The organism is Stenotrophomonas sp. GD03930, assembly GCF_029839665.1.
Lineage (GTDB): Bacteria > Pseudomonadota > Gammaproteobacteria > Xanthomonadales > Xanthomonadaceae > Stenotrophomonas > Stenotrophomonas forensis.
Genome location: NZ_JAOCAV010000001.1, coordinates 1,165,921 through 1,182,409 on the forward strand (window position 1 = coordinate 1,165,921; position 16,489 = coordinate 1,182,409).

Annotated in this window: 14 protein-coding genes; 4 read left to right on the forward strand and 10 right to left on the reverse strand. The window is 68.5% G+C overall.

Annotated features, from left to right (window positions below):
• The first annotated feature begins 32 nt into the window (after positions 1–32).
• The gene (locus N5C18_RS05315; protein WP_279943997.1) at positions 33–1,478 is read left to right on the forward strand and encodes an FAD-dependent oxidoreductase; all 1,446 of its coding nucleotides are present in this window, start codon (positions 33–35) and stop codon (positions 1,476–1,478) included.
• Here the strand turns inward: N5C18_RS05315 and N5C18_RS05320 are convergent.
• Positions 1,464–3,884 (reverse strand): ATP-binding protein, encoded by a 2,421-nt coding sequence (locus N5C18_RS05320; protein ID WP_279943998.1) that lies wholly within the window; start codon positions 3,882–3,884, stop codon positions 1,464–1,466. The two genes, N5C18_RS05315 and N5C18_RS05320, sit on opposite strands and share 15 nt — an antisense overlap.
• 157 nt (positions 3,885–4,041) lie before the next feature.
• Between N5C18_RS05320 and N5C18_RS05325 the strand changes: the two genes are divergently transcribed.
• Positions 4,042–4,908, forward strand: coding sequence for a methylglyoxal synthase (locus N5C18_RS05325; RefSeq protein ID WP_279943999.1), 867 nt, complete (start codon positions 4,042–4,044; stop codon positions 4,906–4,908).
• Between the two features lie 342 nt (positions 4,909–5,250).
• On the opposite strand, the gene N5C18_RS05330 is transcribed toward N5C18_RS05325, so the two are convergent.
• Genes N5C18_RS05330 through ttcA form a run of 3 tightly spaced genes read right to left on the reverse strand, consistent with a single transcriptional unit; the run spans position 5,251 to position 7,952 of the window.
• Entirely contained in the window at positions 5,251–6,030 is a 780-nt protein-coding gene (locus tag N5C18_RS05330; protein WP_053511297.1) for a SprT family zinc-dependent metalloprotease, read from the reverse strand.
• Positions 6,031–6,089: 59 nt separating this feature from the next.
• Complete coding sequence (locus N5C18_RS05335; protein ID WP_004153441.1) at positions 6,090–6,995, reverse strand: recombination-associated protein RdgC; 906 nt, start codon at positions 6,993–6,995, stop codon at positions 6,090–6,092.
• Positions 6,996–7,031: 36 nt separating this feature from the next.
• Entirely contained in the window at positions 7,032–7,952 is a 921-nt protein-coding gene (gene ttcA / locus N5C18_RS05340; RefSeq protein ID WP_279944000.1) for a tRNA 2-thiocytidine(32) synthetase TtcA, read from the reverse strand.
• Between the two features lie 90 nt (positions 7,953–8,042).
• Here ttcA and N5C18_RS05345 point away from each other — a divergent pair, with 90 nt between their 5' ends.
• Positions 8,043–8,246, forward strand: a complete 204-nt coding sequence (locus N5C18_RS05345) for a YdcH family protein (protein WP_004153435.1) — start codon at positions 8,043–8,045, stop codon at positions 8,244–8,246.
• Between the two features lie 151 nt (positions 8,247–8,397).
• Here N5C18_RS05345 and plsB read toward each other — a convergent pair whose 3' ends face one another.
• The 5 genes from plsB to N5C18_RS05370 form a co-directional block, all read right to left on the reverse strand.
• Positions 8,398–11,034: a glycerol-3-phosphate 1-O-acyltransferase PlsB gene (gene plsB, locus N5C18_RS05350; protein ID WP_053511295.1), complete on the reverse strand. Its 2,637-nt coding sequence runs from the start codon at positions 11,032–11,034 to the stop codon at positions 8,398–8,400.
• Positions 11,034–11,987 carry a hypothetical protein gene (locus tag N5C18_RS05355; RefSeq protein ID WP_164087305.1) on the reverse strand — a complete coding sequence of 318 codons (954 nt, stop codon included), beginning with the start codon at positions 11,985–11,987 and terminating at the stop codon, positions 11,034–11,036. The genes plsB and N5C18_RS05355 overlap by 1 nt, the downstream gene beginning before the upstream one ends.
• 280 nt (positions 11,988–12,267) lie before the next feature.
• Positions 12,268–13,089, reverse strand: coding sequence for a serine protease (locus tag N5C18_RS05360; protein WP_164241517.1), 822 nt, complete (start codon positions 13,087–13,089; stop codon positions 12,268–12,270).
• 219 nt (positions 13,090–13,308) lie between these two features.
• Positions 13,309–14,034: an orotidine-5'-phosphate decarboxylase gene (pyrF, locus tag N5C18_RS05365; RefSeq protein ID WP_053511292.1), complete on the reverse strand. Its 726-nt coding sequence runs from the start codon at positions 14,032–14,034 to the stop codon at positions 13,309–13,311.
• A complete protein-coding gene (locus N5C18_RS05370; RefSeq protein ID WP_279944001.1) occupies positions 14,031–14,954 on the reverse strand; it encodes a 5'-nucleotidase, lipoprotein e(P4) family in 924 nt (307 codons plus the stop codon). Before N5C18_RS05370 ends, pyrF begins: the two co-directional genes overlap by 4 nt.
• A gap of 101 nt (positions 14,955–15,055) precedes the next feature.
• On the opposite strand from N5C18_RS05370, the gene N5C18_RS05375 reads away from it, so the two are divergent.
• Positions 15,056–15,709, forward strand: coding sequence for a DUF480 domain-containing protein (locus N5C18_RS05375; protein WP_279944002.1), 654 nt, complete (start codon positions 15,056–15,058; stop codon positions 15,707–15,709).
• A 125-nt stretch (positions 15,710–15,834) separates the two neighbouring features.
• On the opposite strand, the gene N5C18_RS05380 is transcribed toward N5C18_RS05375, so the two are convergent.
• Complete coding sequence (locus N5C18_RS05380) at positions 15,835–16,359, reverse strand: GNAT family N-acetyltransferase (protein WP_279944003.1); 525 nt, start codon at positions 16,357–16,359, stop codon at positions 15,835–15,837.
• Between the last annotated feature and the right edge of the window lie 130 nt (positions 16,360–16,489).

Below are 16,489 nucleotides of genomic sequence, written 5' to 3' on the forward strand. Positions count from 1 at the left end.
GCAACGTCCCCCCTCGCATTCCAGAGCCCGCCATGAGCCGCAAGCACGCCTTCCAGTTCCTCGACCTACCCCGCACCATGCCGCAGCGCATCCCGGTCGAACTGCGCACCTCCGGCGACTGGGGTGAGCTGTACGGCAAGTTCGGCAAGGAAGACGCCCAGTACCAGGCCGGACGCTGCCTGGACTGCGGCAACCCGTACTGCAGCTGGAAGTGCCCCGTGCACAACGCCATCCCGCAGTGGCTGCAGCTGGTGCAGGAGAACCGCATCCACGAAGCGGCCACGCTGTGCCACAGCACCAACCCGCTGCCGGAAGTGTGCGGCCGCGTCTGCCCGCAGGACCGCCTGTGCGAAGGCAGCTGCACGCTGGAGGAATTCGGCGCGGTGACCATCGGCGCGGTGGAGAAGTACATCGTCGATACCGCCCTGGCCAGCGGCTGGCGCCCCGACCTGGGCGCGGTGCAGCCCACCGGCCAGAGTGTTGCGGTGATCGGTGCCGGCCCGGCCGGCCTGGCCTGTGCCGACCGCCTGGCGCGCGCCGGCATCACCGCCGTGGTCTACGACCGCTACGAACAGATCGGCGGCCTGCTGCAGTTCGGCATTCCCAGCTTCAAGCTGGACAAGGAGGTGATTCACCGCCGCCGCGAAGTACTGGAGGGCATGGGCGTGCAGTTCCGCCTGGGCGTGGAGATCGGCCGCGATGTCAGTGTGCAGCAGCTGCTGGACAGCCACGATGCGGTGTTCGTCGGCACCGGGGCCTACCGCTACACCGATGGCGGCCTGGACGGCCAGGACCTGAAGGGCGTGCTGCCAGCGCTGCCGTTCCTGGTGCAGAACAGCCGCATCGTCGGCGGCGATGATCCGAAGGGCCGGCCGATTGCCGGCTGGGAGGACACCATCGCCCTGCCCGATCTGAACGGCAAGCGCGTGGTGGTGCTCGGCGGCGGCGATACCGGCATGGACTGCGTGCGCAGCGCGGTGCGGCTGGGCGCGGCCAAGGTCACCTGCGCCTACCGCCGCGACGAGGCCAACATGCCCGGCAGCGCGCGCGAGGTGGCCAACGCGCGCGAGGAGGGCGTGCGCTTCCTGTTCAACCGCCAGCCGCTGTCGATCGAAGCCGGCGCCGATGACGAGGTGATCGGCGTGACCGTGGTCGAGACCCGGCTGGGCGAGCCCGATGCCAACGGCCGCCAGAACGCCGTGCCGATCGAGGGCAGCGAATCGCTGCTGGAAGCGGACGTGGTGATCATCGCGTTCGGTTTCTCGCCGACGCTGCCGGCGTGGTTGTCCGAGCACGGCGTGGAAGGCCGGTCGAACGGCCGCATCGTGGCCGGTGGCAAGGACCGCCTGCCGTTCCAGACCGCGCATCCACGCCTGTTCGCCGGCGGCGATGCGGTGCGTGGCGCCGACCTGGTGGTGACCGCCGTGGCCGAAGGCCGCGACGCTGCCGCCAGCATCGTGCGCCTACTGGCGGTTTGAGTCGGGCACCAGCAGCACGGCCAACAGCGCGTGCAGCGACGGCGCTTCCACCGGCTTGGCCAGGAAATGCTCGATGCCGGCGTCGCGGCAGGCCTCGCGCGTCCTGTCCAGCACGCTGGCGGTAAGCGCGATGATCGGAACCCGCGCACGGGCTGCACAGGCATCGGCGCGGATCGCGCGCGCCAGCGTGAATCCGTCCATGTCAGGCATGTGGCAGTCGGTGATCACCAGATCGAACGGCCACGCCTGCCAGGCCTCGAGGGCCTTGCGGCCATCCGTGCAGGCATGCACATGCAGCCCCAGGCCGCGCAGGCGCTGCTCCAGCAGGTGCAGGTTGGTGGGATGGTCTTCGGCCACCAGCACCCAGGCGGGCGGCAGCGCCGGCACCGCCGCGGCCGGCGGGGGTGATGCCTCCGCAGGCCGCTCGCAGGCCGCCAGGTCCAGCTCCATCCACACCGTCGTGCCCTCGCCGGGCCTGCTGCGCAGCTGCAGTTCGGCGCCCATCGACGCCGCCAGTTCGCGGCAGATCGCCAGGCCAAGGCCACTTCCGCCGAAGCGGCGCGTCGTCGACGGCTCGGCCTGGGTGTAGGCGGCGAACACCGCCTGCTGCCGTTCCGGACTGATGCCCACACCGCTGTCGCTCACCTGCAGGCGCAGCCGCTGGCCATCCTCCAACTGCTGCAGCACCCGCACCTGCAGGTCCACGCTCCCATGCTCGGTGAACTTCAGCGCGTTGCCGGCAAGATTGAACAGGATCTGGCGCAGGCGCAGGCCATCAGCAAGCAGCCCGGCCTGCAACGCCGGATCGAGTTCGATCCGCAGATGCAGGCCCCGGCTGGCCGCAACAGGCATCAGCAGCTGCTGCACTGCCCGCAGCATCGCCGCCAGATCGGTCGGCCGCAGCTGCAATGGCGCAGGCTGCAGGCGCTGGCTGTGCAGCACATCGTCGAGGATCTGCCGCAGCATCCTCGCCGCATCGCCCACCGTGGCAAGCACCTGCTGCTGGCGCGCATCCAGGTCGCTGTCGGCCAACCGTTCCAGCATCCCCAGCAGGGTGCTCATCGGCGTACGGATCTCGTGGCTCATCGTCGCCAGGAAGTGGGTCTTGGCCAGCGCCACCTGCTCGGCCTCGCCTCTGGCCTGTGCCAGCGCAAGGGTGCGCGACTGCACTTCGCTGACATCCATCCAGTAACCACTCCACTCGACGACGCCGCCACCACGCGGCAGCGGTCGTCCATGCGAATGCACCCAACGCCAGCCCTGCGGCGACTGCGTCCGGAAGATGACATCGATCGGCTCGCGCGCCAGCGCGGCCGCATCGACCGCTTCCGTGAGCCGCGCATGATCGTCGGGGTGGACCGCGGCCAGCAGACGCCGATGATCGATCAGCGCGGTCTCGACGCTGATTCCGAACAGCGCATGTACATCCCCTGCGATCTGCGGAATGCTGTAGTGGCCTTCTGCCGAGCGACGCGCCTGGAACACCACCGCCGGCAGATTCGAGGTCACCTCCTGCAGCCGCTGGGCGGCCACGCGGCGTCGCTCGCTTTCGCGGTGCACGCGCCAATAGCCGAACGCGTACACCAGCGCGAGCGCCAGCAGGATCAGCGAGGCCGGCACCAGCCAGTGCAGTGCTGAAAGTGACGACTGGCTTCGCGGCACCGCCGGCAACCAGGCCGCACGCATCGCCTGGCGTCGTGCGCCACTCAAACTGGACACGGCCTGCTCGAACTCATCGATGACGCCCGTACAGCCGGGCACCGTGGCCAGTACCAGCGCATCGTCGAAACCGGCCGGTGCAGCGATGACCAGTGGATCTCCCCGGTAGCGCCGCAGGGCGGCCTCGACCTCACCGAGATTGGCGATCACCGCATCGACCAGGCCGGTGCCCAGCAGCGAGAGCGCGTCATCGAGCGGTGCCGGGGGAAGCAGCTGTGCGCCGGGTGCCTGTTCGGCCAGCAGCGCGGCCAACGGCTCGGGGTCCGGGCTGGCCACGGTGCGCCCGCGCAGCGCCGCCATTCCCAGCACCGGCGGCGCATCCCGGCGCCGAACGATCACCTGCGGCAGCTGCAGGAAGGGGGCACTGGCCACCCAGCCCGGGGGCAGCTGCGAACGTGGCCAGCCCAGCAGGGCCTGGATGTCGCCGGGCACCCTGCCCTTGGCCACCGCGACGGCCGGCAGCGGCTGCGGCTGCAACGGGCGCTGTGCAGCCAGCAACGCCAGGTAGTCCGCGCCGGGTCCGCTCGCCTGTCCATGCACATTGGCGGACAACGGCGCGCGGTCGGATGGCCAGGCGATACGCAGCGGCGAGCCGCAACGTGCGGCAGAGGCAGTGGCAGTGGCTGGCAGCAGCAGGCATGCCATGACGGCAGCGGCGGGAAACCCAACGACGTTCACGGCAGGCATCCTCATTCGCCGGCGGGAGAAACGGCCGCACAGCGGTTCCGCTGCCTGCCACGCTAGCGGCGTGTCAGCAGGCGGCAATGAAGAAAGTTGCAAAAGCATCCGGCAGGGCGAATGCCGACATACACTGCCGCTTTCACCCGTACCTGCGGAGCTTTCGATGCGCATCGGCCTGGCTGCCAACCGTCTCCACCACCACGACGCGCGGGCGGCCCTGTTCCGCTGGTTGCGTGCCAGTGAGTCCGGACTGCGTGAACTCGGCGTATCGCTGCACGCGGTCGGCCGCACCCATGACGCGATCGGGCGGCAGGGATTCCTGGCCGGGTACGACGGCCTGCACCGCTATCCCTACGGACGCGAAGGCGGCCTGATGAAGCTGGTGGCCGAGGTGGTCGGCATGGGCCCGGAGCGGACGCTGGATGGTGCGATCTATCTGATCGACCCGGTCGATCCGTCGTCCGTGTTTCCGGAAGCCACTGCACTGAAGCGACAGTGCGTGATCCACGGCAAGCCGTTCATTTCGACCGTGGCCACTGCGCGCGACTGGGTGGAGGTGGAGCGTATCCATGCGGGCCTGGATGCAGACGCCGGCGCCGATGACCTGCACGGCTTCGAAGGGCATACGTTGGCGCTGATCGCCCACGATGCGATGAAGCCGGCGATGCTGGCCTTCGCCGACGAGCACTTCGCGGTACTGGCACGATTCGGCGAACGCGTGGCGACGGGCACCACCGGGCAGCGCTTGAATGAACTGGCCTGGAGCCGCGGCTGGCCCAGTGACACGCCCTGGGTGACGCGCTACCAGAGCGGCCCGATGGGCGGCGATGCGCAGATTGCCGACCGCGTACTGGAAGGCCGCTGCCAGCGCGCGATCTTCTTCGAGGACCCACACGTGGCGCGCCAGCACGAGGCGGACATCCAGCTGCTGGAGCGGGCGGTGACCACGGTGACCGACCTGGCGGTGTGCATCACCGCGCCGCGGGTGGCGGCACGCTGGGCGACGGCGGCGGCGCTGCGGGCGGGGTGATGGAGGTTTCGGCCAACGGCTGAGCCCCTCGTGGCTGGCGGTATCTGAAGGCAAAGCCGTGCTTGGCCGGGCGGGTGAGCCATGCAGGGGACGCTGCATGGCTCACCCGCCCGGCCTCAGACAGTTTCCGTGCGTGCCAGCCACGGAAGAAAGAAAGAAGAGCAGGAGCGGGTCGCGCGCTTTTCTGTAGAGCCGAAGGTAGCGGCAGGAGCCGCTGCCAACGTCGCTTGCGACGGCCCGAAGGGTGCCGGTCAGGACGACCGGCATCGCCATGCTCGGCTGCTCTTCAACGTGATGACTGGAACCCCGCGCTGCGCGCGTTGGCCAAGCATCGGCTCGGCTCTACAACAGCTGGCGTAGCATGGCCTTCAGTCTGCGCCCTTCCAGTTGGAAGTAGTCGCGCTGTTCGCGCCAGGCGGGGAAGCGTTGTTCCACTTCATGCCAGAACGCCGGTGAGTGGTTCGGCTGGATCAGGTGGCAGAGTTCGTGCACCAGCACGTACTCGAACGCTTCCGGGCGCCCCAGCACCAGCGCAAGGTCCAGCGCCATGCTGCCGTCCGGCGCCAGCGAGCCCCATTGCGAGGACATCACCTTCAGCCGCAGGCGGCTGGGTGCGCGTGGCAGGGAGGGCAGGTACTTCGGCAGCCAGCGGCCGACGTCGGCACGGGTCTGGGCTTCGTAGAACTCGCGCAGCAGGCGGCGCAGGGTGGCATCGCCGCCACGGCTCGGCCATTGCACGCAGGCGCCGTGCTCGTCGATCTCCAGGCGCGCATAGCGACCTTCCTGCCAGCGCAGCGGCAACAGTTCGCCGCGCAACGGCAGCACACCGTCTTCGCCCGGCTGCAGCGGCGCCGGCAGGCCGTGCCCCTGGTACTGGCGCAGCTGCAGCGCCAGCCAGTCGCGGTGCTGTTCCAGGAAGCGTTCGCCCATCACCAGGCTTGCCCGCGGCGGCAGGGTCAGGCGCGCGCCGCGCTCGTCCACGCTCAGTTTGATGCGCCGCGCACGCGGGTCGCGCACGCGCAGCACCTCGATCTCGGCATCCTCCAGGCGCAGGCGGACGGTGTCACGCTGCACGGTGGCGGGCGGAGCGGGTGAGATCAGGCGGCGCAACAGGCGGCTCATGACGCCAGCATAGCGCCGCTTCGGGCCGCTGGATGACCGGCGACCCACGCAGTGCCTGTTCAGTCAGCCTTGCTGAGCTTGAAGGCTTCTTCCAGCAACAGGAACAGGCGGCGGATCTCGGCGCTCTGCAGGGCGAAGCGGGCGTCGAATTCGGCGCGGCGGCCGTCTTCGTCGGCATGCTCCAGCTGGTCCAGGGCGCCATCGAGGAACTTCAGCTTGCGCACGATCAGGTCGTCGCCGATCACGAACGACAGGTTGTCTTCGAAGATCAGCGCCAGCTTGGTCACCTGCTTGCCGGCGTCCAGGTGCTTGTCGATCTCGTCGCAGCGCAGTTCCTGGTGCTGGCACTTGACCACCGCACCGCCCTCCACCGGGTCCTTCATCTCGCACTCTTCGCCCAGGCTCAGCCCGGTCGGCAGCGGCTCGCCGGCAATCCAGCCGGTCAGGATCGAGCGCGGCGCGACTTCGGCGTTCAGCGGCATCGCCGGGAAGCTGCCGAGCAGGCCGCGGATGTCGGACATGAAGTATTCGCCGGTCTTGCGGCTGGAGGTATCCACCGCGACATAACCGTGCTGCAGGTCGATGAAGGCGTCATTGCGCGAGGACTTCACGAAGGCGCGCGGCAGCAGTTCATGCAGCAGGTCGTCCTTCATGCGCTTGCGCTCGCGCCCGCCCGGGCGACGGCCTTCCTTTTCCTCGATCTCCTCCAGCTTGCGCTCGAGCAGGTCGTTGACCACCGCCGCCGGCAGGATCTTGTCCTCACCGCCCACGGTCAGCCACAGATGTTCGGCGATGCGGTGGGAGAGCAGTTCCTTCTCCTCGCGGCCGAACGGCGAGATGAAGCCGCGCGAATTCATTTCCAGCGCGCCGACCGGCTTCAGCAGGGCGTGCGGCAGCAGGGTGTCGACTTCGGAAAAATCGGTGGCAGTCGGGAAACGGAAGAACGTCAGGTTGCGAAAGAACATGGAATTCCGGATGGCAAAGAGGAAGGGCGACCGACCTTAAACGGTGGGCGTCTCGGGATCTGCGTCGGCGTCGGCCGGGGAGCCGGCCAGCCAGGCATGGGCGTCGGGCAGCGGCGCGTCGTCGCGACGGCCCAGCGCCATGAAGTCGAACAGGGTGGTATCGGCCAGCTGCGAGGGCCGCACTTCGCCCATGGCACGCGCGATCTGCTCGATGCGGCCCGGGTGGTCCTTCTCCCATTGCCTGAGCATCAGGCCGACCTGGCGGCGCTGCAGGTTCTCCTGGCTGCCGCACAGGTTGCAGGGAATGATCGGGAACTGGCGCGCCTGCGCGTAGTCGACGATGTCGCTCTCGCGCACGTACGCCAGCGGCCGGATCACCACGTGCCTGCCGTCGTCGCTGCGCAGCTTCGGCGGCATGCCCGACAGCTTGGCGTGGTGGAACAGGTTCATGAAGAACGTGGCCACCATGTCGTCGCGGTGATGGCCCAGCGCGATCTTGGTGAAGCCGTGGGTCTCGGCGTAGTTGTACAGCGCGCCACGACGCAGGCGCGAGCACAGCGAACACATGGTCTTGCCTTCCGGAATGACCCGGCTGACCACCGAATAGGTGTCCTGCTCGATGATGTGGTACGGCACGCCCAGCCCGGCCAGGTACTCCGGCAGCACGTGCTCGGGGAAGTCCGGCTGCTTCTGGTCCAGGTTCACCGCCACCAGCTCGAACGGCACCGGCGCCTTCTTCTGCAGCTGCAGCAGTACGTCCAGCAGGGTGTAGCTGTCCTTGCCACCGGACAGGCAGACCATGACCTTGTCATCGGCCTCGATCATGCCGAAGTCGGCAATCGCCTCGCCCACCTGGCGGCGCAGGCGCTTGGCCAGCTTGTGCTGCTCGCGCTCGGCCACGCGCGGATCGCGGGCGGCGCGGGGCGGGGGATCGGGAAGGGAGATCACGGCACTCATGGCTCCATTCTAACGGCTCGGAGCCGCCGCGGCCGGGCCGAGGGGCTCCCCTCTCCCGGCAGTCATCATCGCTGTGTATGCTCGGAGGCTGTGGACACCTACAGCCCCGCCGAGATCGTCGAGCACCTCGCCGCCCTGCGCGCCGAGCACCGCCTGCTGGATGAACAGATCACCCGCATGGCTGCCAACGGCGAGGACGAGCTGGAGTCCAAGCGCCTGAAGCGTCGCAAGCTGCAGCTGAAGGACTGCATCGCCAGGCTGGAAAGCCTGCAGATTCCCGACGAACCGGCCTGACGCCGGGCTCGGGTGGGGGCCAACCCTGGTTGGCCTACTGCTTTGGTGGGTGCCAACCTTGGTTGGCCTCCTGCTCTGGTGGGTGCCAACCTTGGTTGGCACGACTGGAATGTGTGTGGACCAAGGTCCACACCCACCACAAGGATTCAGTTCAATCCTGCGGCGCAGCCTCGTCGGGGCGTGCCGCTTCCGGGCTGACCCGCTCGATGGTGTGGCGCAGCTCGCGGCCGAGGATGAACTTGGCATCCTTGGCCCAGGCATCCAGGCGTTCGTCGAACAGCAGCTTGCTGTTCTCGTCCGGCCACACCAGGCGCAGTTCGCGCAGCTTCTGGATGAAGCCGCGGAACAGGGACTTGTCGAAGAACTCCGGTGCCGCCGGTGCATACAGCAGGCTCAGCCGCTGCGCCGCCTGCTGGCACAGGCTTTCCAGCTCGGCCGCGCCAAGGACGCCGGGGCCGTTCTTCACCAGCACCGAAATGGCGATGTAGTAGCGCTCGAACGCCTGCTGCAGCGAATGGCCGATCGCACGCAGGCGGAACACCTCGTCGGTCTGCCCGGTGTTGCGCGCCAGGATGCCGCCGTCGTCATCGTTGACGTTCTGCAGCAGGCCTTCGCGCACGAACACATCGATGGTCCGGTCGATACGCTGGGCGAACTCGTCCTCGCTCCACGGCAGGAACAGCTCGGCCTGCAGGAACGGGTACACCGTGCGGCCCAGCTGGACCAGCCCGGTACGGCTCATGCGGCGGTTGTTCTGGAAGCAGCAGGCCACCCACGAGGAGGCGGTGAACAGGTGCACCACGTTGTTGCGGAAGTAGCTCAGCAGCACCGCGGTATCGCCGCTGACGCTGAGCACGTCGCCCAGCGGGTGCTTGATGCGGGTGAGGACGTTGATTTCCTCGGCATGGGCGATGATCCGCTCCGGCGAGTGCGGAGTCACCGTCACCCGGTCCGAATACGGCATCTCGACCAGCAGCGTCTTGCACAGCTCGATCTGCGCGATCAGGTCGGCCTCGCCCATTGCATGCTTGGGCGTGGACAGCAGGGCCAGCGCCAGCAGGTTGATCGGGTTGACGTCGGCGGCACCGTTGATGCGCACCTGGATGCGCTCGGCCAGCGTGTCCACCGTGGTCGACAGCCAGGCCGGCTTCTCGTCCTCGGACACCGCCTCGCCTTTCCACTCCGGCGCCTTCTCGGCCAGCACTTCGTTCAGCGCGATCGGCTCGCCGAAGTTCACCACCACCTGACCATAGTTCTGCTTGAGCACCTTGGGGATGCCCCACAGCAGCGACCAGATCGATTCCTTTTCCTTCGGCCGGCCGGACAGTTCGTCCAGGTAGCTGCCGCCTTCCATCAGTTTCTCGTAGCCGATGTAGATGGGCTGGAACAGCACCGGCTTGCGCGGCTGGCGCAGGAACGCGCGCAGCGTCATCGAGATCATGCCGCCCTTGGGCTGCAGCAGGCGCCCGGTACGCGAGCGGCCGCCTTCGACGAAGTACTCCAGCGAGTAGCCACCGGCCACCAGCTGCGCGACGTATTCGCTGAGCACCGCCGAGTACAGCGCGTTGCCACGGATCGAGCGGCGGATGAAGAACGCGCCCCCCTTGCGCAGCAGGGTGCCGACCACCGGCAGGTTCAGGTTGATGCCGGCCACGATGTGCGGCGGCACGATGCCACGGTCGTACAGCAGGTAGGACAGCAGCAGGTAGTCCATGTGGCTGCGGTGGCTGGGCACGTACACCACTTCGTGGCCCGGCGCGGCCGCCTTGAACTTGTCCAGGTGATGCACCAGCACGCCGGCGTAGATGCGGTTCCACACGTGGCTGAGCATGAAGCTGGCCGAACGCACCACCGGGCTGGAATAGTCCGCAGCGATTTCCCAGGCGTAGGCGTGCGCCTTCTTCCAGGCATCGGCCGGCTTCGAATTGTCGCGCTTGGCCTGTGCGGCGATCGCTTCGCGCACCGGTTCGGCCGCCAGCACCTGGTCGACCAGCAGGCGCCGGGTCGACAGGTCGGGGCCGATCACCGATTCACGGATGCGGCGGAAATGGGTGCGCAGCACGCGCTGCAGCTTGCGCACCGTGCGCTCCGGCTCCAGGCCTTCGTCCACGGTGCTGCGCAGCGAGATCGGCGGGGCAAAGCGGACGATGGTGCTGCGGCCGTTGAGCAGCACCGCCAACAGGCGGCGGAAGCGGCCGACCAGTGCCCAGTTTTCCGAGAACAGCACGGCGAACCAGCCGCTCTGCTTGTCCGGCGCGCGGCCGACGAAGATCGACACCGGCACCAGGTGCACGTCCAGGTCATCGCGCACGCGATGTGCCTGCAGCACCTTGGCCAGCGAATCGGAGTGGGTCTTGGCGCCACGCTGCTCGGGGATCAGCGAATTGCTGGAGCTGCGTCGCGACAGCGCCAGGTAGGCGCGCTTGCGGCCGGTCGGGTCACCGGCCAGCGGCACCAGCGGCGACGGCAGCCCGGCCTGGCGGCAGGCCTTGTCCAGGATCAGCGCATTCGACAGGCCGTAGTCTTCCAGCACATACATGACCGGGCGGCCATCGTTGTACTGGCCGGGGTCTTCCGGTTCGATCTTCAGCGACAGCCACGGCTCCACCAGGCGACCGAGCAGGCGCGCCCACAGCGGGCGGCGGCCGGCCGAACGCGCGTGCGCGGGCGGCGGTACCGGGTTCGGGCCGGTACCGGTCGAGGGGGACGCCGGCACCGTATCGGCGGGCGTCGACGGGGATTCTTCGCCGGGGAACGGCAGCGGGTTCTGTTTCGACATCGGCGCCATTATGGCTTAGGCGGTGGCGTTGCCGCTTCCCCGCCCTCGGCGGGGACTTCGGCCGGGGCCGGCGCCGCGTCGGCACGGGCCGCGTCGGCCTTGCGCAGCAGCGCGTCGGTGTCGGCCAGGGTGCGGGTCAGGTACCAATGGCCCTCGCGCCGGCTCAGCGGCAGCTGCAGGCTCATCTCGCGGCCCGCCAGGTCGTAGTGCAGGCGCACCAGCGCGTTGTCACCTTCCACCGACAGCAGTTCGCCACGCACACTGCGCAGGGCTTCGTCCACGCCCAGCCCGTAGCTGCCCAGCACGGCCTTGAGGGTATGGATGAACGGTGCCAGCTGCTGCAGGCTGCCTTCCATGCCCGCGGCCTGCAGGCCGGCCTCGTCATCGAAGCCAACCTTGCCGGCCGCACCGACCAGCGCGGCGATGGTGCTGCGCGCACGGGCGCGGTCGCTGATCGGTGCGCCCTGCGCCCAGACCGCCAGGGTCTCGACCAGGGCAATGTAGTGCGCCTGCTGACCGGGGGTGTAGCCCTTCTGGTGGCGCAGGTACTGCACGCCGAAGTTGCCCATCGACTGCGCGGCCTGGCGCACCGCACCGGCCTGGCCGGCCAGCTGGCGGTCGAAGCTGCGCTGCAGTTCGGTGCTGGCATTGGGCTTGCGCAGGGCGGCCAGCATCGGCAGCAGCTGGTCACCCAACGGCAGCTCGGTCAGCGGCCACTGGCTGTGGCCCTCGGTCCAGGCCTGCTGCAGGCGCTGGTACTGGCTGGGCGGCACCGACAGCCTGGCGTAACCGACCAGATCGTCTTCGGCCAGCCGCAACGCCATCGCCTGCACCGCAGCCACCGGCTCGGCCGCCGGCTTGGCCGGGGCGTTGCCAGACTCGCGGCACGCCGCCACGGCCAGCAGCAGCATGGCCGCCAGCCCCCATCCACGCGCAGACCTTCCTCGCACCGCCACGCTCATGCATTCGGACTCCCCGGACCGGTCCGCATCTTGCGGCCTGCGACGTGACAGCGGCAAGCCGGGACGTCACGGTTTCCGCCAACGGCGATACAAGTGATTGAAAACCATAAAAAAAGAGCCGGGATCACGGGGATCACAGGCTCTTCAAGCCGGCACGGGGCCGGAGGACAGTGTTGTGGCACATGTCCGGTCCAGGGACCGGATGGCGGCGATCCTACGCTGCCCTGCAAGTTAAGGCAACACTTCACGTAATACGATATATCTATTTGATTTTATTGAATCAATCACGCTGCCAGACAGCCTCAATGAAATCTACGGCGTGTTTTTCGGCGATTCGGGCATAAACGCCGGGATAGCCGGCCAGCGCGCAGCCCTCGCCCCAGCTGACCACGCCGAACTGGGTCCAGCCCTCGCGCAGTCGCAGCAGCAGCGGACCGCCGGAATCGCCCTGGCAGCTGTCGATGCCCTCGCGGCCGGCACAGATCACCTTGCCGCGCGACAGATCACCGCCGTAGGCCTGCTGGCATTCATTGAACGGCACGAACGGCACCTGCACCGTCTGCAGCTGGGTGGGATAGACCCGGCCATCGCCGATGTCGGTGTCGCCCCAGCCGATCACGGTGAATTCGCGTCCCGGCTTGAGATAGCTTGCATCGGGCCGCAGCCGCAGGGCGACCGGCTGTGCATCGGCCAGCGGCGCGCTGAGCTGGATCAGGGCCACGTCGTGCTCCAGCGAGTTGCCGCTGTTGAATGCCGGGTGGACGTGGATCGCCTTGACGTTGGAGGCGCGCGACGCGGCCTCGGTGGAGAGCGTGGCCTGGCCGGCCAGCACCGCCAGGCCGGTCGGATTCTCGCCCTGCAGGCAATGCGCGGCGGTCAGTACCCACGACGGTGAAATGAGCGTTCCGCCGCAGAAATGGCGGTCATGGTCCGAGTCGCCGTCGAAGACGCCCTGGATGCTGACCATGAACGGGTACTCGCCCGGTTGGGCGGCTTCGCCGCCGATGATGCGCGGTGCCTCGCGCACCTGCGGTGCGGCGATGACGGGTGCGGCGGACGCGGCCAGCAACAGGCCGATGAACAAAGAGGTGCTGCGATACATGATCCCTGTACTCCTCTATCGATGGTTGGAACCGGCGCGGCCGCGGTCCGTGCCGGTGCATCGATTGGGAAGCAGTGATGATCCCCACAGGGCGAACGCGCGCACAGTTTCCGCGCCTTGTGCTGCCTGCGTCAGTGGCGGCCGCACAAATGCGAACGCCATCGCGCACGGGTCGCGATGGCGTTCGTAGTGCCGTTGTGACCGGCGTATTCCGAAGGCTCAGCGTGCAGCCAGAGCCGACGCGATTTCCTGCTGGATCGCCCGTGCCGCGGCCTGCGGATCGGTGGCCAGGCGTATCGGACGGCCAACCACGATCGCATCGGCGCCATCGGCGAAGGCCTGGGCCACGCCGACGGTGCGCTTCTGGTCATCGCCGACCGGGCCGCCAGGACGGATGCCCGGGCAGACGATCGAGAACCCGGCGCCGGTGGCGGCACGGATCGGGCCGGCTTCCTGGCCCGACGCGATCACGCCATCGATGCCCGCCGCCTGCGCCGCCAGCGCACGCTCGACCACCACGTCCACCGGCTCGCGGTCGATGCCCATCTGCGCCAGGTCCGGGCGGCCCATCGAAGTCAGCACGGTCACCGCCAGCAGGCGCATGTCGCTGCTGTTGGCGGCCGCGCAGGCCTCCATCATTGCCGGATGCCAGCCATGGATGGTCGCGTAGCTGACCGGCCACTGCGACAACCGCTTGATCACCGCCGCAGCGGTGGCCGGGATGTCGAAGAACTTCAGGTCGACGAACACGCGCTTGTCGCGTCGTGCCAGCTCGTCGAGCACCTGGAAGTACTCGCCCGAGGCCAGCAGCTCCATGCCGATCTTGTAGAACGCCACGCTGTCGCCGAGGCGATCCACCCACTCCAGTGCCTGCACGCGGTCGGGCACGTCCAGCGCGAAGATCAGGCGCTCGTCATCGCGCAGCGGCAGCGGCGCGCGGCTCACGGTGCGTAGTCCAGCGCGGCGCGCTTGGCGTCGTGGCGGGCCTGGCGCGACTGGCTGTAGTCGTTGTTGAACTGCGCCGGCTCAAAGCCGCCGTAGGTCGGGTTCGGCAGCATCCACCAACGCTCGCCGAACCAGTCGTGGTACTGCTGCAGCAGCGCGTCACGGCCGTCGTTGGTGTTGGCGGTCACTTCCACGAAGTCACCCAGCTGGTCGCCGAACTGCATCAGCACGCGGTACTGCTGCCCGGCCAGGCGGCGGCGGCAGTTCTTCTCGCTGCCGTTCTGCTCGCAGCCCGGCACCACGGTGCCCAGGCCGAGGAACACGCTGTCGTCGGCCACCGGCAGGCCCTGCTCGCGCAGGTTGGCCAGGGTCGCGTCCTTCAGGTGCACGGCGCGGTTGGAGATGTACAGCAGGGTCACGCCCTTGGCGTTGGCGGCCTTGGCGAAATCGACCACGCCGGGAATGGCCTTGGCCTTCTTCTCGGCCACCCACTGGTCCCAGGTCAGCTCGTCGTACTCCTTGCCGTCGCGCACCAGGCGCGCCTGGTAGGGCGAGTTGTCCAGCACGGTCTCATCCACGTCCAGTACCACGGCCGGCTTCAGGCCCTTGGCCTCGTTGCCGCGCTCCTCCGGCACCAGTGCGTCCCAGTGGGCTTCCTTCAGCGCCGCGTCCAGGTGGTCGGCGGCGGCACGGTAGGTCTGCTCGGTGATCGCCTTGTACTCCTGCGCGCGCTGCATCCACAGCACGGCATTGAGATTGTCGTTGGCGGTGGCATCAAGCGCACCCTCCGCCTTGGCAGCGGCGGCCGGGGCCTCCGGAGTAGCGGCTTCGGCGGCAGGCGCATCCACGCGCTTGCAGGCAGACAGGCCCAGCGCCGCGGTGGCGAGCAGGGTCAGGGACAGGGAAACGGGACGACGCATGGGTTCACCGGCAATCAGATATACCGGCGCATTTTACCGGCAAAGCCGCCGCCGGGACGGCTATGCTTGGCGGTTGACCCGTTGCCCTTCCGGAGGCCGCCATGACCGATTCCGCCCAGACCCCCGACGTTCCCCTGCTCGACGCCGTGCAGGCCCGCCTGCTGGGCTGCCTGGTGGAAAAGGAGGCGACCACCCCGGACACCTACCCGCTGACGGTCAATGCCGCGCAGTCGGCCGCCAACCAGAAGACCGCCCGCGAGCCGGTGATGAACGTCGATGCCGGCAGCGTGCAGCACGCCCTGCGCCAGCTGGAGACGATGGGCCTGGCCCGCCAGCACTTCTCCTCACGGGCCGACCGCTACGAGCACCGCCTGCAGGCCGCGCTGGACCTGACCCGGCAGCAGACCGTGCTGCTGGCGATGCTGCTGCTGCGCGGGCCGCAGACCCTGGGCGAACTGGTCACGCGCAGCGAGCGCCTGTACCGCTTCGCCGACGTGGACGAAGCCCGCCACGCCATCGAGCGCCTGCAGCAGCGCGCCCTGCTGGTGGTGCTGCCGCGCGCCAGCGGCCAGCGCGAGGACCGCTACATGCACCTGCTGTGCGGTGAAGTGGACGGTGCAGCCCTGGCAGCGAAGTACGCCAGCAGCGGCGGTGGCAGCAGCGACGCGGCCGACCCCGGCCTGGCCGAGCGCGTGGCCCAGCTGGAAGCGGCCGTGGCCGAACTGCAGGCGCAGCTGGCCGAACTGCGCGGCTGAACGTCCACATGCGGTAGTGCCGGCCGCTGGCCGGCAACCCAGGTTCACCGTGATGCCGGCCAGCGGCCGGCACTACCGGATGTCCTGCCGATGCGGTGCCGACCCACGGTCGGCACCCACCACAATCAAACTTCGGCCGCGCCTGGCGTGGCGAACAACCGGCTGGGTGTTTCAACGCCCGGCAGCTGGATCACCCCGCGTTCCTGCATTCCCAGGCCCAGCAGGATCTTCCCGGACGCAACGTTGTCCAGATCGGTGATGCCATACAGATCGTGCAGGCCCAGTTCGCCACGCGCGTAGGCGAACACCGCCCGCGCCGCCTCCCCGGCATAGCCCTGCCCGGCGAATTCCGACAGCACCGCATAGCCGATATCCGGCCCCGGCAGGCCATCGCGCCGCACCAGCCCGGCATTGCCCAGCCAGGCACCGTCGGCCAGGCGCTCGATGGCATACATGCCGAACCCGTTCAACGCATAGCTGTGCAGCACGCGCAGCGCAATGTACTCGCGCGCCTGTTCCTCGCTGTGCACGTTGCGGTCGCCGATGAAGCGCACGAAGCCCGGATCATTCAACAGCGCCAGCATCGGCGCCGCATCGCGGTCGGGCTCGATCGCACGCAGACGCAGGCGTTCACTTTCGATGGGATGCACGCGCAGACCTCCAGCCGAAACCCCGATTCTGCCTCAACGCCCGGCTGTTGCCGTGGCCTTTGATCTTCTTTTTTCTTTTCCGTGGCTGGCGCGCACGGAACCTGTCCAGGGCCGGGTAGATGGGTTGCGC